At 33.4% G+C, this 16,414-nt stretch carries 12 protein-coding genes and 1 pseudogene; all 13 read right to left on the bottom strand.

Going from position 1 to position 16,414, the window contains the following annotated elements:
* Positions 1–18: 18 nt before the first annotated feature.
* Positions 19–339 (bottom strand): tyrosine-type recombinase/integrase, encoded by a 321-nt coding sequence (locus ACLV7W_RS00575; RefSeq protein ID WP_083306558.1) that lies wholly within the window; start codon positions 337–339, stop codon positions 19–21.
* 123 nt (positions 340–462) lie between these two features.
* A protein-coding gene (locus ACLV7W_RS00570; protein WP_411865250.1) for an IS3 family transposase occupies positions 463–1,814 on the bottom strand; the annotation gives its coding sequence in 2 pieces (ribosomal slippage) (positions 463–1,373 and positions 1,373–1,814; 1,353 coding nt in all).
* Between the two features lie 212 nt (positions 1,815–2,026).
* Entirely contained in the window at positions 2,027–3,274 is a 1,248-nt protein-coding gene (locus ACLV7W_RS00565; RefSeq protein WP_124788416.1) for a toxic anion resistance protein, read from the bottom strand.
* Between the two features lie 21 nt (positions 3,275–3,295).
* Positions 3,296–4,102: a hypothetical protein gene (locus tag ACLV7W_RS00560; RefSeq protein WP_411865249.1), complete on the bottom strand. Its 807-nt coding sequence runs from the start codon at positions 4,100–4,102 to the stop codon at positions 3,296–3,298.
* Between the two features lie 385 nt (positions 4,103–4,487).
* Positions 4,488–6,758 carry an SNF2-related protein gene (locus ACLV7W_RS00555; protein ID WP_153199375.1) on the bottom strand — a complete coding sequence of 757 codons (2,271 nt, stop codon included), beginning with the start codon at positions 6,756–6,758 and terminating at the stop codon, positions 4,488–4,490.
* An 18-nt stretch (positions 6,759–6,776) separates the two neighbouring features.
* The gene (locus ACLV7W_RS00550; protein WP_153199378.1) at positions 6,777–7,979 is read right to left on the bottom strand and encodes a hypothetical protein; all 1,203 of its coding nucleotides are present in this window, start codon (positions 7,977–7,979) and stop codon (positions 6,777–6,779) included.
* Positions 7,976–10,570, bottom strand: a complete 2,595-nt coding sequence (locus tag ACLV7W_RS00545) for a sigma factor-like helix-turn-helix DNA-binding protein (RefSeq protein WP_411865248.1) — start codon at positions 10,568–10,570, stop codon at positions 7,976–7,978. Before ACLV7W_RS00545 ends, ACLV7W_RS00550 begins: the two co-directional genes overlap by 4 nt.
* Before the next feature lie 496 nt (positions 10,571–11,066).
* Positions 11,067–11,414, bottom strand: a complete 348-nt coding sequence (locus ACLV7W_RS00540) for a type II toxin-antitoxin system RelE/ParE family toxin (RefSeq protein ID WP_153199383.1) — start codon at positions 11,412–11,414, stop codon at positions 11,067–11,069.
* Positions 11,404–11,691, bottom strand: coding sequence for a type II toxin-antitoxin system RelB/DinJ family antitoxin (locus tag ACLV7W_RS00535; protein ID WP_001101478.1), 288 nt, complete (start codon positions 11,689–11,691; stop codon positions 11,404–11,406). Before ACLV7W_RS00535 ends, ACLV7W_RS00540 begins: the two co-directional genes overlap by 11 nt.
* 174 nt (positions 11,692–11,865) lie before the next feature.
* Positions 11,866–12,477: a 30S ribosomal protein S4 gene (gene rpsD, locus ACLV7W_RS00530; protein ID WP_000092756.1), complete on the bottom strand. Its 612-nt coding sequence runs from the start codon at positions 12,475–12,477 to the stop codon at positions 11,866–11,868.
* Between the two features lie 480 nt (positions 12,478–12,957).
* Positions 12,958–14,268 (bottom strand): ISLre2 family transposase, encoded by a 1,311-nt coding sequence (locus ACLV7W_RS00525; RefSeq protein WP_411865247.1) that lies wholly within the window; start codon positions 14,266–14,268, stop codon positions 12,958–12,960.
* 314 nt (positions 14,269–14,582) lie between these two features.
* Positions 14,583–15,788 (bottom strand): annotated as a pseudogene (locus tag ACLV7W_RS00520) (pLS20_p028 family conjugation system transmembrane protein); the annotation flags it as partial.
* A 101-nt stretch (positions 15,789–15,889) separates the two neighbouring features.
* Positions 15,890–16,414, bottom strand: a complete 525-nt coding sequence (locus ACLV7W_RS00515; protein WP_411865246.1) for a hypothetical protein — start codon at positions 16,412–16,414, stop codon at positions 15,890–15,892.

Here is a 16,414-nt window from a genome sequence, read left to right as displayed (position 1 = left end):
TTTAACTGATTATAATAATCAAGAGATTATTTTAGACAAATCTATCATAACTTGTTCAATCTTATGTTTTCCTTTTTGCATAACATGAAGATAGATTTTTTCTATTTCTCTACTATCTTCTGAATGTCCCACAAACTCTCGAATAACGTTTAAGCTTACATTCTTATCAGCCATGACTGAAACAAAACTATGTCGGAACATATGGGGAACTATGTGAACAGGCCTACCAAAATCAACTAGGTCATCAATATCCTTATAGGATTTTCCACTTTTCTTATTATACTTAGCGGACTGACTAGTTCCACCTCTTAAGAACATTGAAATTTCTGTATGATACAATGGACTGCCCTGCTGGTTCTTCCCTTTTATGTATACCGAAGTTAAGTAAGCATTCAATACGAAGAATCAATACAGAAGAAAAACGCTGATTCTGTACTGACCCCAAAAAGTTAGACAATTAATTTATCCGAAGGATTTAGTTCTGTATTGTACAGGGCTAAGTCCTTTTAGTTTTACCTTAATTCGTTTGTTGTTGTAGTAATCGATATAGTCTACAATGGCTTGTTCCAATTGCTTAAGCGACTGAAACGACTTCTCATAACCGTAAAACATTTCGGATTTTAAAATGCCAAAGAAAGATTCCATCATACCGTTGTCTGGGCTGTTGCCCTTTCGTGACATGGATGCTTGAATTCCCTTACTCTCTAGGAACCGATGATAAGAATCGTGTTGGTATTGCCAACCTTGGTCACTATGGAGAATCGTATTCTCGTAGTGTTTCTCTGTGAAGGCCTGTTCCAACATCTTTTTTACTTGTTCTAAATTAGGAGAACAAGAAAGATTAAAAGCAATAATTTCGCTGTTAAATCCATCTAAAACAGGCGATAAATACAATTTCTGCGTGCTATTTGGAATGGCAAACTCTGTCACATCCGTATAACACTTTTCCATTGGTCTCGATGCTTCAAACTGGCGTTGAATGATATTCTCTGCTTTCTTGCCAATCTCTCCTTGGTAGGAAGAATACTTTCGTTTACGGCGAATTCGAGCACTTAAACCAAGGATTTTCATCAGACGTTGGACCTTCTTATGGTTTACTATATGACCACGATTCCTCAATTCAAGAGTTATTCGGCGATAGCCATAATTTCCTTTGTGCTCAGTAAAAATAGCTTGAATTTCAGCTTTAAGATCTTTATCTTTGTCAAGCCCATCTAGTTCCTTCAACTGATAATAGTAAGTTGAGCTAGGTAAACGAGTCACTTCAAGAAGTAAATCTAGTCGAAATCCTCCTGAAGCCATTTCTCTAATTGTCTCTGCCTTTCTCGCTGTATGGCTTCGTCCCTGTCTTCCAGCTCTTTTAACTTTTTTAAGTAAGCCACCTCAGTACGTAAGCGTTCATTCTCCTCTTGGAGTCGCTCTAGTTCTGTCATTTCATCCCAAGTTTTCTTCCGTTTACGTCCCATTTTAGTTGGTCTCCCTCTTGTTTTCTCAACAATAGTATACCCGTTTTTCTTGTATTGTGCTAGCCAATTAAGAAGTATCGTACGACTTGGGAGGCCGTATTCAAGAGAAACTCTATCTTTAGTCCAGCCTTCATGTAAGACTTTATTAATCATTTCTTGCTTTAAATCAGGAGAATAGTAACGATTTTTTCCTTTTTTGACGAACTCTATTCCGTAACGATCAATCAATTTAATCATGTACCTAATATTAGAATTATTTATCCCAAATTTATTTGAAAGCTTCTCTAAGCTATATCCTTGTTTTCTAAGTTCATAGATCTGAACTTTATCATCATAAGTTAATTTCATAATAAAAACACCCCAAAAGTTAGATTTTTCTGTCTAACTTTTAGGGTGCAGTTCATTCAAGCGTTTTTTCTTTTTGTTTAATTCAGTACATTGAAAAAAATCATTCGAATGACTACATTTTTGACTATATTTTTTGTGAAATAAACTAGATGTTCGGATATATAGAAAAATCCAAAATCCCCTGCAAATCTACATTACAGGGGACTTGTGTATTATTCTTGTACTTCTTTCTGAGCGGCCTTTCCTTGGTCTAGAAGAGCTTGAACGATTTTTTCATCGCGTAGTTTGACAGAATCGTTGATCATTTCTGCGGACTTGACGATGGTTGTTTCTAGTTGGGCACGTTTCTGACGTCCCAACTCAATAGCTGCGACGATACCTTGGTTTTGAGCGACCAGACTTTCAGCCAGTTTGGTAACCGATTCGACAGCGACTGTCGGGCTTTGGGCAATTCTTTCCATCTGCGGAATCACTTCTTTGCTGGTCTCAGCTAGCATCTGAAGGGCAGCATTGTTGGCATTGACAATGGCATCTGCCACGACACCTGATTTCATGGATTGTTGCAAAATACCCAGTTGGGCAATGGAAAGCTTCATTGTAGGAATCGTATTGCGACGAAGCATGCCCAATTTTTGGCGCATATCAGATGATACCTTCACAAGATTGCGCATCTGAGGTGTTGTTGCCCAGGCCACATAGAGACGGCTGACATACTCAGTATGCTGTTGTTCGAGGGTATTGACCACTTCAGCCATGCGAGCCAATTCTTGTGATTTAGTCTGGTATTCTACCGTACTTGTATCGAGTTGGTCAACTTGAGCCTTCAATTCTGCAGCGCGATTGCCAGCTTCTGTCTGGCTGGCTTCGATAAAGGAAATCACTCCCACTAGATTTTCAATGGATTTGGTATTGTCCTCAATCAACATCTCAGCTGAAACGATATTTCGAGCTAAGACATCTTCTTGCTTGACCACTGCAGCTGCCATACCATCGAGCTTTTGCTCCACTGTTTTTGAGTCAAAGTAAAATTCTTGTAGGGTATTCTTGCTCTTGTTAAACAATCGTTGCAAAAAGTTTGGCTTCTCTTCTAACTCAGCAATTTCAGCGTTCTTGTATTTGACTACAAAGCCTTGCAACTCACGGTTGGTATTCTTGAGTAAGTCATCTACTTGGGGAATCTGCAGTTTCTTTTGTTCTGACAAGATACGATTGACTGTATTGTTCACGCCTTCTACAGCAGATTGTCCAAAATCCAAAAGAGCATTTTGATTGGTGACAAACTGGTCTACTAACTGGGGCACGTGCGCTTTGATTCCTTCTTGCTGCTCAGGGCTCAACTTTTCAAGGAAGGTCAAGGTCTTGTCCGAGCCAGTATTTGTCTCGATGATTTGGGTTGTTTTATCCACCTTAGCTACCGTATTATTGGCAATCTGGTCAATATCAAAATTAAATTCTGTCATGGTTACTCCTTTGTTTCTAACCTATTCTTTACGATCTTTTTCTAGAATACGCAGACTGATATCAAAATCACGCATATCTGTTTCATTGAGTTCTCTCAAGACTTGGTCCAGTTCAAGGTCAAATTGTTCGATGGCTACTTTAGCTTGCTCTAAGCGTTCTTCTGCCCGATTATAGTTTTTAGGATTGGCCTTAATCTTCAAATAGCCTTCTAAAATCGTTTGGAATTTCTCCATCTTCAAACTATGAATGGCCGTCAATTCTTCCTTATCCCCCTCAGCAGAGGTGGCAATCTTGTCTAAAATTGCCTGATGGTCAATGGCAATATTGGCCAAGGTCTGGGATAATTCTGGAGCTAATTCCTCTGGCTCCGCATTTTCAATATCTACCTGACTTTCTCTATCCAAACGTTCTAGCTGAACATCGATAGTTGCCCGTACTGTACGAACCTTTTTATCAATACGATTATAGACATCATCATCGATATAGGACTTGAGACGATCCGCCTCCTGATGGATTTCTCGCAGTTCGATTAATACTTGATTGGCCAGACTTTTATATGAATCCGAGCCTTTTTCTACTAAAGTTTCCTCTAATTGCTGAATATCCTTGTCCGCCTGACGAATCCTAGCTTTTAAAAGCTCAATCCGATCATCTAGAGAACGATCCTGCAAAAGAGGATAGCGTAAGCGTTTGTAAAGACGATAACCACCATAGCCTAGCAGGACACAAGCCGCAAGCGGAAGAGCATATTGAACCAAGAGTCCCAATAAGAACAAGAAGCCCCAAAAATAGAGACAGCCTTTCCAAAAACCATTACCCGATTTCATAAACATTCCTTATTTTCAATTTATAAGTCTATTTTAGCACAAAAGAGCAAAATGAGGGCGGAAATCCCCTAGAAAAGAGTTGATTTCTTTGCTGTAGAATGGAGCTTGGTAGCGCGTGTGCTCATTTCAGTAGAGCTGACTTAAACCACAAACACACTCTGAGGAATATCAAAATAAATCGAAAGAAAAGTATGGTAAAGTATATCCAGACAAACATTTTCTGTGTACAATCCTTCACCGTCCTCGCTGACAAAACCGACATAACTAGAATCTTTGTCGCTCCATATAACATTATCTATGAAAAACATTGGCATAATCATTTGCTAAATTTATTGACTATAGGATATCGGAAATAGGTAGTTGTTTTGAGATTCTACTACATCACTCACAATAAATCAATATTATCTTCCTTTAATAATTTTAAGCTGATATCGAATTCTCTTAGCTCATTATTATTCAACATCTTTAAAATAGCAATTTGTTGGTCATAAAAATTAACTATTATTGTTTCAGCATCCTCCAGTCGCTGTTCGCTATTTTCAACTAAATTAGGATTTTCAATAATTTTATAGTAACCATCAACTACATCACTAAAACGCTTAATATATATTTCTTGACTAGTTATTAATTCTTCTCTTCTATCTGAAAATTTCTGAATTTTTTCAAGAATTACAATATTTTGTCGTTCTATTTCTTGAATAGTTTTTATAATATTAGCTCGAGCTAATTCACTGGTTTCAGAACCCTCCTCAAACATGTCCTTTCTATCTGTATATTTTTGTTCGAAGTGATCTTCTTGCATAATTTGTAAAATCTCAGCTTTCTCATCTATAGTATATTCTACAGATAGCGATGTACGCTCAATAGCTTTCAACATTATTTCTTTTTTTTCGTTTAATTTATTATAAATTTTCTTATCAATCGTACTACGGCTCTCAGGCTGGCCATTTAAACAAAAATAATAATAATTTGTCTCCTGACCTTTGTTTAATCCTAATCGATGAATACGGTCACGAGATTGTAGCATATGAGTTAAATTAAATGAATATTCAAGATAAATTGCATCGTGCGAAATCATATGTAGTGAAACAGATTCTGCTAAGGTATGAGGATTTGTCACTAACACATCATAAATGCCTTTTTGAAAATCAAGAATAATTCGTTCTCGCTCTTCACTTTCAATTCCTCCATAAACTACCGCTACTTTATATCCTAATTCATTCAAATGGTTTTGAACCTTAAAAATTGTATCTACAAAAAGACACCAAATAATATGAATACGATTTTCTTTAATTAAATTGACTGACAATCTCATACAGGATAAAAATTTAGATGACTCACCTATAGCATCAATCAATGATAACTCACTATCAGAATAAGATGGAGAATCCTGCAAAGGAAGGAAATCAATTTCCAGAGAATCTTCTCCATAACCTGCATACATTTCTTCAGTTAGACTATTTTTTAACAATGATGGATTTGAAGATAGTTGTATTAAACGAATGTATAATTGAAATGGATTTCTTGAATATTTTCTCCATAAAAGGTTTATTAGTTGTTGCTCATTCTGATTAGCTATAACATCGCATATATAATCAGGATTTTCTGGAGGTACACCTAATTCGTGTTTTGTAACTCTCCAAAAGAACGGAAATAATTTATTATTAATTTCTTCTTTTAACAATTCCGAAGGATTATTTAACATTGGCAATGATATAGAAAAATACTTCCTATATTCATCTTTGTATAGAATATTTAAAAAATTCCATATATCAGAATAAGAATTTGGAATGGGTGTCCCAGTCAACACATAACGAAAATTTGTTAATTGAGCCAATTCAATTGCTATTAGAGAACGTTCAGAATTTACACGCTTTATCTTATGAACTTCATCAAAAACTAACATTGTTCTATCATCAATTATCTTTTCTAATTCGTATCGATAACTAACTATAGCTTCATAATTGAACAAGAATAGATTATAATGTTGAACATTTTTGTACAGCATCTCTCTTCTGAAGTCAGAATTATGAATATCTATAACCATCAACTCTCGTTTATTACCAAAAACATTCTTAAATTCTTCTTTCCATGATAAAAAAGAATTTTTAGGTCCTATTACAACTATTTTATCAACTTTATTAATAGATTCGCTGCTCAAATAGGCATACGTCCCATAAACCATAGATGTTTTTCCAGCTCCAGGAACAGAAAAATTTGCTACTCTATTCATTATCGCTTGATAAAAACTTACTCTATTTTGTATTTCATACAACGGACGACTGACTTGTTCATTGACAATTTTTACAAATTGTTGGAACTCATCGAAATAACTATCTTTGTTTTCTTTTATTTTTAAGCCTCGTTTAGCTATTTCTTCAATCTCAAACTTCGAATACTGAATAAATGATATTACAGAAGCGGATATTTGAAATTCTATTCCTTCTCTATCAGAATATCTTCTCAGGTGTTGAATAATATCCTCTATTTCTACATATGATAAATTTTTCTTAAAATCCCATAAATTTTCTGAGTTTAGATATTTTTGCCTTATCTTTTTTATAGAACGATTTGTAGAATTTATTTTATAACTTGAAAATTTTTCTTCAACCTTTAACCCATCATCAAAATCTAGAATTAATAAATTATCTCCCATGTTTAAGACTACCCATTTCTATAAACAATTTAACTTTTCTAAAGTTTCACTCATATTTCTTAAAACTGATAAAAATTGCTGTTTAGAAGTGGTTCCCATTCTCTCAACTGCTTCTTTATCCACTTCTTGTAAAATACGGTAACTTTTTTCTAAAATTTCAATGGGTTGAATTTTAGCAGTAGATAGTTTTTTACTTTCAACTGCTTCTTCCGTCAGTTTAGCAATTCGTCTACTTAAATCAGTGGCCATTTCAACTGAATGTTTCTCCGAAATTTTTTCCTTTACAGAATCCGACTCAAAATAATCATTAGCATCATCTAAAATTTCATCTTCTTCTATATCTTCAAATAATTTTTCAGAATGCTCTCTATCCTCTAGAACTTGTTTCAACTCTCGAATTTTTCTTGTAATATCACCGTCTAGACTCATAATATTTAAAAATAGATACTCTTTTGCATCATCAATCCTATCAGGATCTAACTTAGAACTTTTTATTATTTTTTGTACTTCTCGTAAAGGGCCATCAATTTTTTGGTCCCTTGCAATATAGAATTTTAATGGCTGGTTAATATATTCCAAATAGTCCAACATCAATTGAGCTAATTCAACTTCATCTTTAACTTTTTTTATCGATAAGTGTGTCTCTCGTGAATACTCTTCAACCGTAAAATTACTCTTATCACTTATTAAGTCACGATAAATATCTACTAATCTATCAATAGGGTTATAATCAACCCTGGACTCAACTGCATGCTGAAGATTTAATTCCAAGCGCTTTATATCTTTCTCAGTATAAAGTCTCTCATCCAAAATAACTGCTTCTAAATAATTAAATTCTGCACCTGCACCTTCTCTAGATAATTGTCTTAGAGAGGTAAATCGTCTATTTCCATCTAAAACAATACCGTTTGAAAGAACTACTGCAGGTTCAGTTTGTGACATTATTTGGATATTTCTTTTTGTTTTCTTCAATGCATCTGGATTACTTCGCTCAATGTAATTTTCTATAATATCATTGAATTCCACTAAATTATCCTTAGGAAATTCATTTCCTTCATCAATATACTGTGATACGTAGGTTGCAATACGACCATTCTTCTTGTTATATCTTAAAAATTCCAATGGGATACGATAAACATCAAAAATCTTAATTTGCCCTTGCAAAGAAAGTTTTTTAGTTGAAATTATCTCTCCAAGTTGTTTTTCAAATAAATTCATCATTTATATACCTCATTTAAATATTCCGCCTTATCAACATATAATTTATTTAGAGCTTTCGAATAAACGGCTCCTACATTTATCAACCGTTCAATAACATCAGCTTCATAAAACTCTATTCCATATTGTTGTTCAATATCGGCAATAAAATCTTCTACTTTACACGATCCATATTCCAACAACAAATCTTGAAAAAAATCATCCAATGTTTTCTTATCATCTGATTTATAAAATAAGATTGCTTTTTTAAGCATGCTACGATTTGTTGCACTATAAACAATACTTATTAAATTAGAATTAACTAGCAAACGTTCAAGTGAAATTATGCTAAATCCATCATCAATTAATCCATCATGAAAACCATCTTTTATGATAGATTCTAATGTAAAATAATGATTCTCTGATACAAAGGATTCCACATTTCTTATAAAATCCTTAAAATTTTTCACAAAAAAATCTCTATTCTTAATAAATGTTAAATTTAGATATTTTTTCTCAGCAATTTTTAATATTTTGTACTCTAATTCCATATATGGAATAATCATTGAATTTTGGTTTAACGCATATACAAGGGTAGGAGGTAATTCAGATAAATCTAAAATCCTCTGAGTTTTTATTTCTTCTTCTAAAACAGCTTTTACACCTCTAAAATCAGATCTTATTATAAAATCTCCTCTCTGGTAAAAACCCAAATTATATAAAAAATCCGAGGTGATACCGATATCATATTCAGTATGTCGGGCTAATATTTTTTCAAAATCAGATACTAGATATATATTATCTAAAAATTTCTCTTTCAATCCAGATAATTTACTAATCCTCTCCTTATCTCCAATATATACTTGTCCATTAATCAACACATCTGGTAAATTTTTACTAATAAAAGACGAGAGTGAATTTTCCTGAAGCCCAAACTCGTTATAAATTTCTTTTGTAAAATCAGTAATCGAAATACCGTTTCGAATAGCAATTTGCTGCTTAATAAATGTTACTTTATCTATGTCCCCCTTTGTAAATTCTGGATTACGTCGTAAAATAATATCAGGGATAACAAGTTCGTATGTCTTACAGAGATTATGTAACTCGGAACCTGAATAAATCTCCAATTCTTTCATCAACTCTAGATGATTTTTAAAAATCAAATCCATATGGTAACAACCAAATTCAATATCTGTAAATATTTCTTTTATTTTAGCTATCTTATCATCATCAATATCAATAGAATAGTGCCTATAACCCTTACCATTTGAATAAATGACATTTTTGTAACGTTCGGCATTATTCATTAAAGATAAACTACTGCTTACCTTTAATTTAGGTAAATTTAACTCTTCAGCCTCTGAATTATAAAGATAGAACATATCATCCAATGTAAAATACTGCTGAGTTTCAGAATACTTTGATAAAGTGTGTATCAATAACTGTTCTTTATTCATATACTTTTTAAGATAAAGAGGCTCAATTATTCTTTTTACTTCTTCAGAATAGTCTCCTCTAGCTAACTCATCAAGAATATCTACAGAACCTTTTTTATACTTCAGATCTAAAAAATTATATACTCGACTATCCTCATGGAAAACAAGTGTAAATATATCCTCGGGTATATTAAAAGAGGAATAAATATCTGAGAATTTTTTTTCTTCAATAATTGGGGGTAATTTAAATAACAATTTTTGTAATATTTGACGTACTCTTTCTCTGCTGATACTATACTTATCTCCTATTTCTTGAAGCGATAGCCCATCTAGCCTATATTTTAGAAATTCTATATTTTTTATTTTTTGTTCTAACACATCTTCAAGATGCTCGCTTTGTACAATATCTATCAATTTATGATTATTTTCAAGCTCTTCATTAGATTCTTTTTTGAATTCTCTAGTTGGGAATTTAATTAGTCCTTTTTTATATCTTAAGCGCAAAAATTCATATACTCTTCCATCGTTGATACAATAAGTGAGAAATTGATCTTTTGTAATATAATAATTAGTATATAATTCAACAAACTGATCTACTTCTATAATTTTCGGTAACTCTCTTACTAATTTTCTTTTGCCAGATATAATATTAGTATACTGTAAATTTAATAAATTGGAAATTTCTTTATTTGAATGCCCCTCAAGTCTCATTTTTAATAAATTGAGATCTTTTTCTGAATAAATTTTTGGCATTTCTTCATAAAATTCGTCCATTGTTTCAAATATAACACTATTATTTTCATACTGTACATTAAATTTTTTTGTGAACTTCTTAGTTGGGAATCTAGTTAGACCTTTCTTATATTTTAAACTTAGAATTTCATATACCCTTCCATCGTTGATACAATAAGTAAGAAACTGATCTTTTGTAACATAATAATTAGTATATAATTCACTAAACTGTTCTGCTTCTGAAATTTCCGGTAACTCTCTTACTATTTTTTTTATATCAGATAAAACATTAGTATACTGTAAATTTAATAAATTGGAAATTTCCTTATTTGAACGCCCCTCAAGTCTCATTTTTAATAAATTGAGATCTTTTTCTGAATAAATTTTGGGCATTTTTTCATAAAATTCGTCCATTGTTTCAAATATAACATTGTTATTTTCAGTCAATTTTTCCTCCATATATCAAACGTTAATTTTCTTTAAATATTATATTCTATACTTGCCTTATGCCTTCTATAGTTAACTGATAAAATTATACTTTACCTTAGCTACCTTTTGAGTTTTATTTCTCTCTTCAACTAAAAAATAATATCATCATTAAAAGTAAACTGTACTTTGATAATTATTGTACATAGATACGCCTTAACAATAATACCTACTTGTATAAGTTGAACTATAAGGTAAGTTTCTGTTGCCTTATAAACCCTATTTAAAAACCAAAAATCCCACTAGATAGTAAGTCTAGAACTTATATAGCAAGTCAATACACTTTGTTGTGATTTACAAGATGTTTGATGTATTATTTTTAGAACCAAGTTTATTTCTCTATTTCAATTTAATTAAGGGAAAAATTCAGCTACTTACTATCCTTGCATTATATCATAAAAGAGAAAACACGATAATGCTTTTCAAATATTTCACGAGAAACACACCGCACCTGGCGCTATTTTTTCTTGAACAAGCGGATGTAGTCCTGTTTGCTATGAATAATATCTGATACAAAGACAGTTTTTCTGTCCTCTAAAATATGATAGAAGGCTAGGTAATCGCCTAAAATGATGCATCGAGTTTTGTAGGGTGGGTATATAATACCTCCTACTCTTTCGTCAGCATCAAATCCTGCTTCTGGGAAGACTTCAAGACGCTCCAAACCATAAAGAATATTCTTAACTGTGTTTGCTCCTGCCTGTTCTGAAAAGTAATTAGCTGAGACATAATCCTTAATACCTCTTAGCTGTTCTTGTACCGTTTCGGAGATAATAAGGCTATATGCGTTCTCGTTAAATTCCAAGGTTAGCCCTCACTTCATCAAGGCTGTAAGTTCTTCCATGTTCTAAATCGTCAAAGCTACGGGCAATTTCAGCACGCAACCCTGATAGAAGTTCTTCTCTTTCCTTGTCTACTTGAGTTTCAAATGGTAAGGCTTTATTTTCCACAATGTGTTCTAAAAACAAGTTAAAACTAGCTGTCATATCAAGATTTTGCGCTGTAATAATAGCTTTGGCCTTCTCTAACAAGTCTCTATTAGTCTTAAAGTTCACCTGTGTGTTTTTTTCTAAAACATTCATAGTAGCACCTCCTTTTAGACTATTATATCACTTTCAACTATACAGGTCTAGTTACGTATAGATGCTTATAGCTGTATGCTTAAAAGCTATTGTAAAATGTAAAAAAGCACTAAGGGAGAACGCCCCAAAGTGCTTAATATCAAGGCTTTACAGCCTATCTTATTTAATAAAATATTACAACATTTTGTTGTAGAATTCAACGACAAGTGCTTCGTTGATTTCTGGGTTGATTTCGTCGCGTTCTGGCAAGCGAGTTAATGAACCTTCCAATTTTTCAGCGTCGAATGATACGAATGCTGGACGTCCAAGAGTAGCTTCTACTGCTTCAAGGATAGCTGGAACTTTCAATGATTTTTCACGAACTGAGATCACTTGACCTGGAGTTACGCGGTATGATGGGATATCAACGCGTTTTCCGTCAACAAGGATGTGACCGTGGTTTACGAATTGACGAGCTTGACGACGAGTAGTCGCAAGACCAAGACGGTAAACAACGTTATCCAAACGACGTTCCAAAAGAAGCATGAAGTTGAAACCTAGGATTCCGCCTTTGATTTTTGTAGCTTGTACGAACAAGTTACGGAATTGTTTTTCACCTACACCGTAAGTGAAACGAAGTTTTTGTTTTTCAGCCAATTGCAAACCGTATTCTGACAATTTAGAACGGTTGTTTGGTCCGTGTTGTCCTGGTACGTAGTTACGACGTGCTAATTCTTTACCTGTACCTGTAAGTGAAAGGCCAAGGCGACGAGCTTGTTTCCAAGATGGTCCTGTATAACGTGACATGTGAATGTCCTCCTGATATAAATAATATTTCGGTGGAAATAGTCACTTAGAAAGCCCTGATTCGTGCAGATGCCCTTCGCCTAAACAGCCAAGGTTACTTATCATAAGACACCTGTTGACGAGCTTCATGCTTTCCTGCTGATATTTCACACAAAATCCATTCTACCATGAATATCTAGATTTGTAAAGGGGTTTTAGGCTTTAGTAAGTGGTAAAATTTTTTAGAAAACCTCAAACCCTATGAGAGAGACCCCCAAGCAAGAAAAAAAACTAGGATTTCCCTTGTCCCAGTCTTGACATTCTGCTCATTATGCTTTAACATAGAGTATGTAGACTGAGTAAGTTGGGGAAATAAAATTTCTTCTTTCGGTTTTTACTTACTCGGTGCCGTAAGGATTGCAGTCCTTACGGCTTTTTTATTTGCTTAAATTTGATATCATTATAGCACGTTTTATCCCCTGGTGCAACTATTTCTAAATATCAGGGTTTAAATTTCTTCCAGGTAATTTTCCCAGTTGGCATATATTGACTTGTTTTTTTAGACTCTAAGCGTCTAACCTCCCCACCAGATAGCCCTCTTTGCTCTTGAATTTGATCATAGTCAACAATCCAAGACCCCAATAATAATTCCCGAAGTTCGTCTTTATCAGCTAAGAGTATCATTTTACTCATTGCTTCTGCTCCTTTTTCTGTCCAATATTTTCCACCTCTCTTCATACGGTAAGTAATTTTACGATGCTGACTTTCCATTATACCTATTCCAGAATGTGAAAGGCCTCTCAATTCTGCAGGCTTGGTATATTGAAAATTTTGAAGAAGGCGCCGTTTAAATTTATAGAACTGTTCTATCTCTTCCTGAGTCTCTATTAAAGCCTCTGTCGTATCTAAAACACTACGTAATAAACTTTTATCATGCCTTTGAATCGCTTGAAATGCTTTCTCTAAAAGCTCTGATGGATAAGAATTGAAAAAGCTCTTTAAACTATGATTAAGATGATATTCGTCCCAAAAATGCTCATGGCGACTTACTCTGAGTATCTTTGCCATTTCTTTAAAGACATACGGTGTATAGCCATGCCCTCCATCTGAATTAGTGACAAAAATAGTTTCTTTACTAATCTCGAAAGTATTAGTTAAATAGTCTATTACCTGCTCTCTCACTAAACGATTTTTGGGTGAAATAAATTCCTTTTTGTTTTGCAGTTCAAATCTCTTACTCTCTATCTTTTTACTTCCTGTATGTACGACAAAATGAGAAAGATCTATACGGCGATTATTTAGATTTTTATCACTTGATTTTACCATTACACCATCTCCCTCTACATAGATGACATCTACTTTCTCTTTTATTTCGTTTGATTCTTGATAAGACTGGTAACTTTCCTGTTTCCTCAACAAATCAGCACATAGTTTAACTGCCTTAACGACTGTAGGTTTTGTAATTAAAATATTATAAGTCATTTCAATCACTTGTATCACTTTTCCATAAGACATCATAGTAGATAATTTAGCTATTTGGTACATAAATTCTCTGGAATACCTAGTATTTCTCTCTAAACCCAATTTATCATCAACAGGAATTATCCACTTATCTCCTTTTTTCCAACGCCTTCTCCTAAAAGTAAATTCCCCAAATGTAAAAGTTACTGTTCGCTCCATTGAATGAATACAGGTATAACCTCTTTGCTTCATGATAGGCACTTGTGAATCATCATAAGATTTTATCCAATTTAAAAAATCTTTACCGCTACTCTCTAATAAATTCTCTTTGAATAAACGTTCATCTAGCACCTGCCACAACCTCCTTTAGTACAATAGAGCTATTGTACAAGTCAGGTAGAACTTTAGGCAAATTTATTTTAATTCTACAAAAAACTCCTGACATAAATCAGGAGTTAAAGATATAGATACGAACTATTAAATCTAACAAACAAATACAATGTTAGTAGTTTGCCATTTTTTTAAAAAAACGTCAACATTAATTATCATCTTCTTCACTCTCAGCACCTGTGATATGACGTCCCCCCTGCATACGCTGTCCTGCTTGTTGCATTTGTTGGTTCATGTAATTCATTTGATTCATGCTCTGTTGAAATTTTTGTTGAGAAGAATCCTCCAGAAAGCTTCGCCACAGCTGAGACAGAGAGAACTGGTAAATCTCGGAAAATCTCAAGCGTTACACGCATAATGATCACCTCAAAGAAGATACCTGCTCCAGCACCGCCAATTGTTCTTAATAATTCCTTATATTTTTTAGAGTTAGAAAGTGAAGTATAACCGACTAGAGGTGAAATAAGTGCTTCAATAAGAATATCAAAAATAGATTTTACGAGTTTAATGGCCATACTCGTTAAAAGAATAATCAAAATAAAATACTGAGCAAACATCCCAATCCAATTGACTTTATAACGCATATACACTGTTTCAAAAGCATTTAATCCCTTTACAAAGCGATGTTCATCAACAGTTAAAATTCCATTTTGAGTTGCATTTAATTGATGAAGAAAGAGCCCTTTTAATCCTTTCTGTTTTGCTTCAAGAGCATCTAATAGAACTGTATCAGTCGCTCCAAATGTGGCACTAAAATCAATTCGTGAAGCAAAATCAGAGGTATCACGTTTATCTGGACTGTCTGTAATATTATTAAGAGGAGTCGAGCCTTCCTGAATAGGTTTAATAAAGCCATAGTCATCCATTGGGAAAAGTTCTGTTGAAAAATCCTTATCAATTAAAACTTTCAAATCTACAACATTATTTTTCATAGGCTGAATAGCTAGAGAAGAGAAATACTTTGAATTGTCTCCTGAGGTACTCTCTACTTTCTGAACACTCTGCACATCTTCAGAAATGGCCGTAGATATTGTCGTTAAAGCCAATGGTAAAGCTGAAGATACTAGGGTCACCATCAAAAAATTTAAGATTACATTTTTATATTTAACTGGTTTTGTAAAAACTCCTGTAACAGCTGACACAACGAGTATTAAGGCAAACAGAGAAGTTCCAATTACCTGAAACCAGTAAAAGAATTGACCAATAATTGTATTCTGATTACCTAAATATCCGAAAAGTCCAAAAAGCTTAAATAAATTGTTAAAAACATGTTCTAGACTAGCAGTTATAAAATACAGACCTTTAGCCAAAGAACCCCATAAACTGGATAAAAACGCTAAATAAGCTGGTGTTGGTTCTAGGTAATTACTCCAATACTTATAAAATTCAACTAAAGGAGCCGAACGTTCATCTGTTATTGGAATCTTATCATGTAAGTGATCGAATCTTGACATTAAATCTGAAAAATTATCATATTTCATTATATTCTCCCTACGGTTTTTATTTATAGCATAATAGATAATGAAATATCTTGTATTAAAGGGACAAACAAAAAAAGGAGCGAGTAAGCTCCTTTAAAATACTAGTCTTTAGCTGTTCCGGTAAAAGCAAACTGATCCCAACCATCACCCAACGAAAGAATTTTAATACTATTGCCGTTATTACTCAAAATAATTTGATATACCGAACGTTGCTCATCTGCTGAAATTTTACCATCTTTATTGCCATTTCTATCATCACTTATCAAACCAATATAGAAAACAGCAGTATCTGTATTTTTTATCTCTCCCTTATTTTTTTCAGCTTGACCTTTAAAGTTAGAAGCTAGCTCGTCCTCAGACAATACTTGATATGTTTTGATATGAGATTCAATTTCAGTTCCGTCTGAAATCGTACTCTTATTCACATCAAAATCAAACTCATTAGTTGTTTCATCAAAAAATGTTGCATTATCTGTATCAGATCGATAATACCCCAAATAACGACTTTTTAGGGTGCTAGGTGTGCCGTCTACATTTTTTGAAGTTTTACCACCTGAACAAGCTGTTAAGATAGCAATACAGAGGCCAAGAACTCCTAAAATAAGCATCAATTTCTGTTTCATCAT

Source organism: Streptococcus mitis (genome assembly GCF_965111735.1).
Taxonomy (GTDB): Bacteria; Bacillota; Bacilli; order Lactobacillales; family Streptococcaceae; genus Streptococcus; species Streptococcus mitis_DR.
This window is presented reverse-complemented; position numbering and strand designations above follow the sequence as displayed.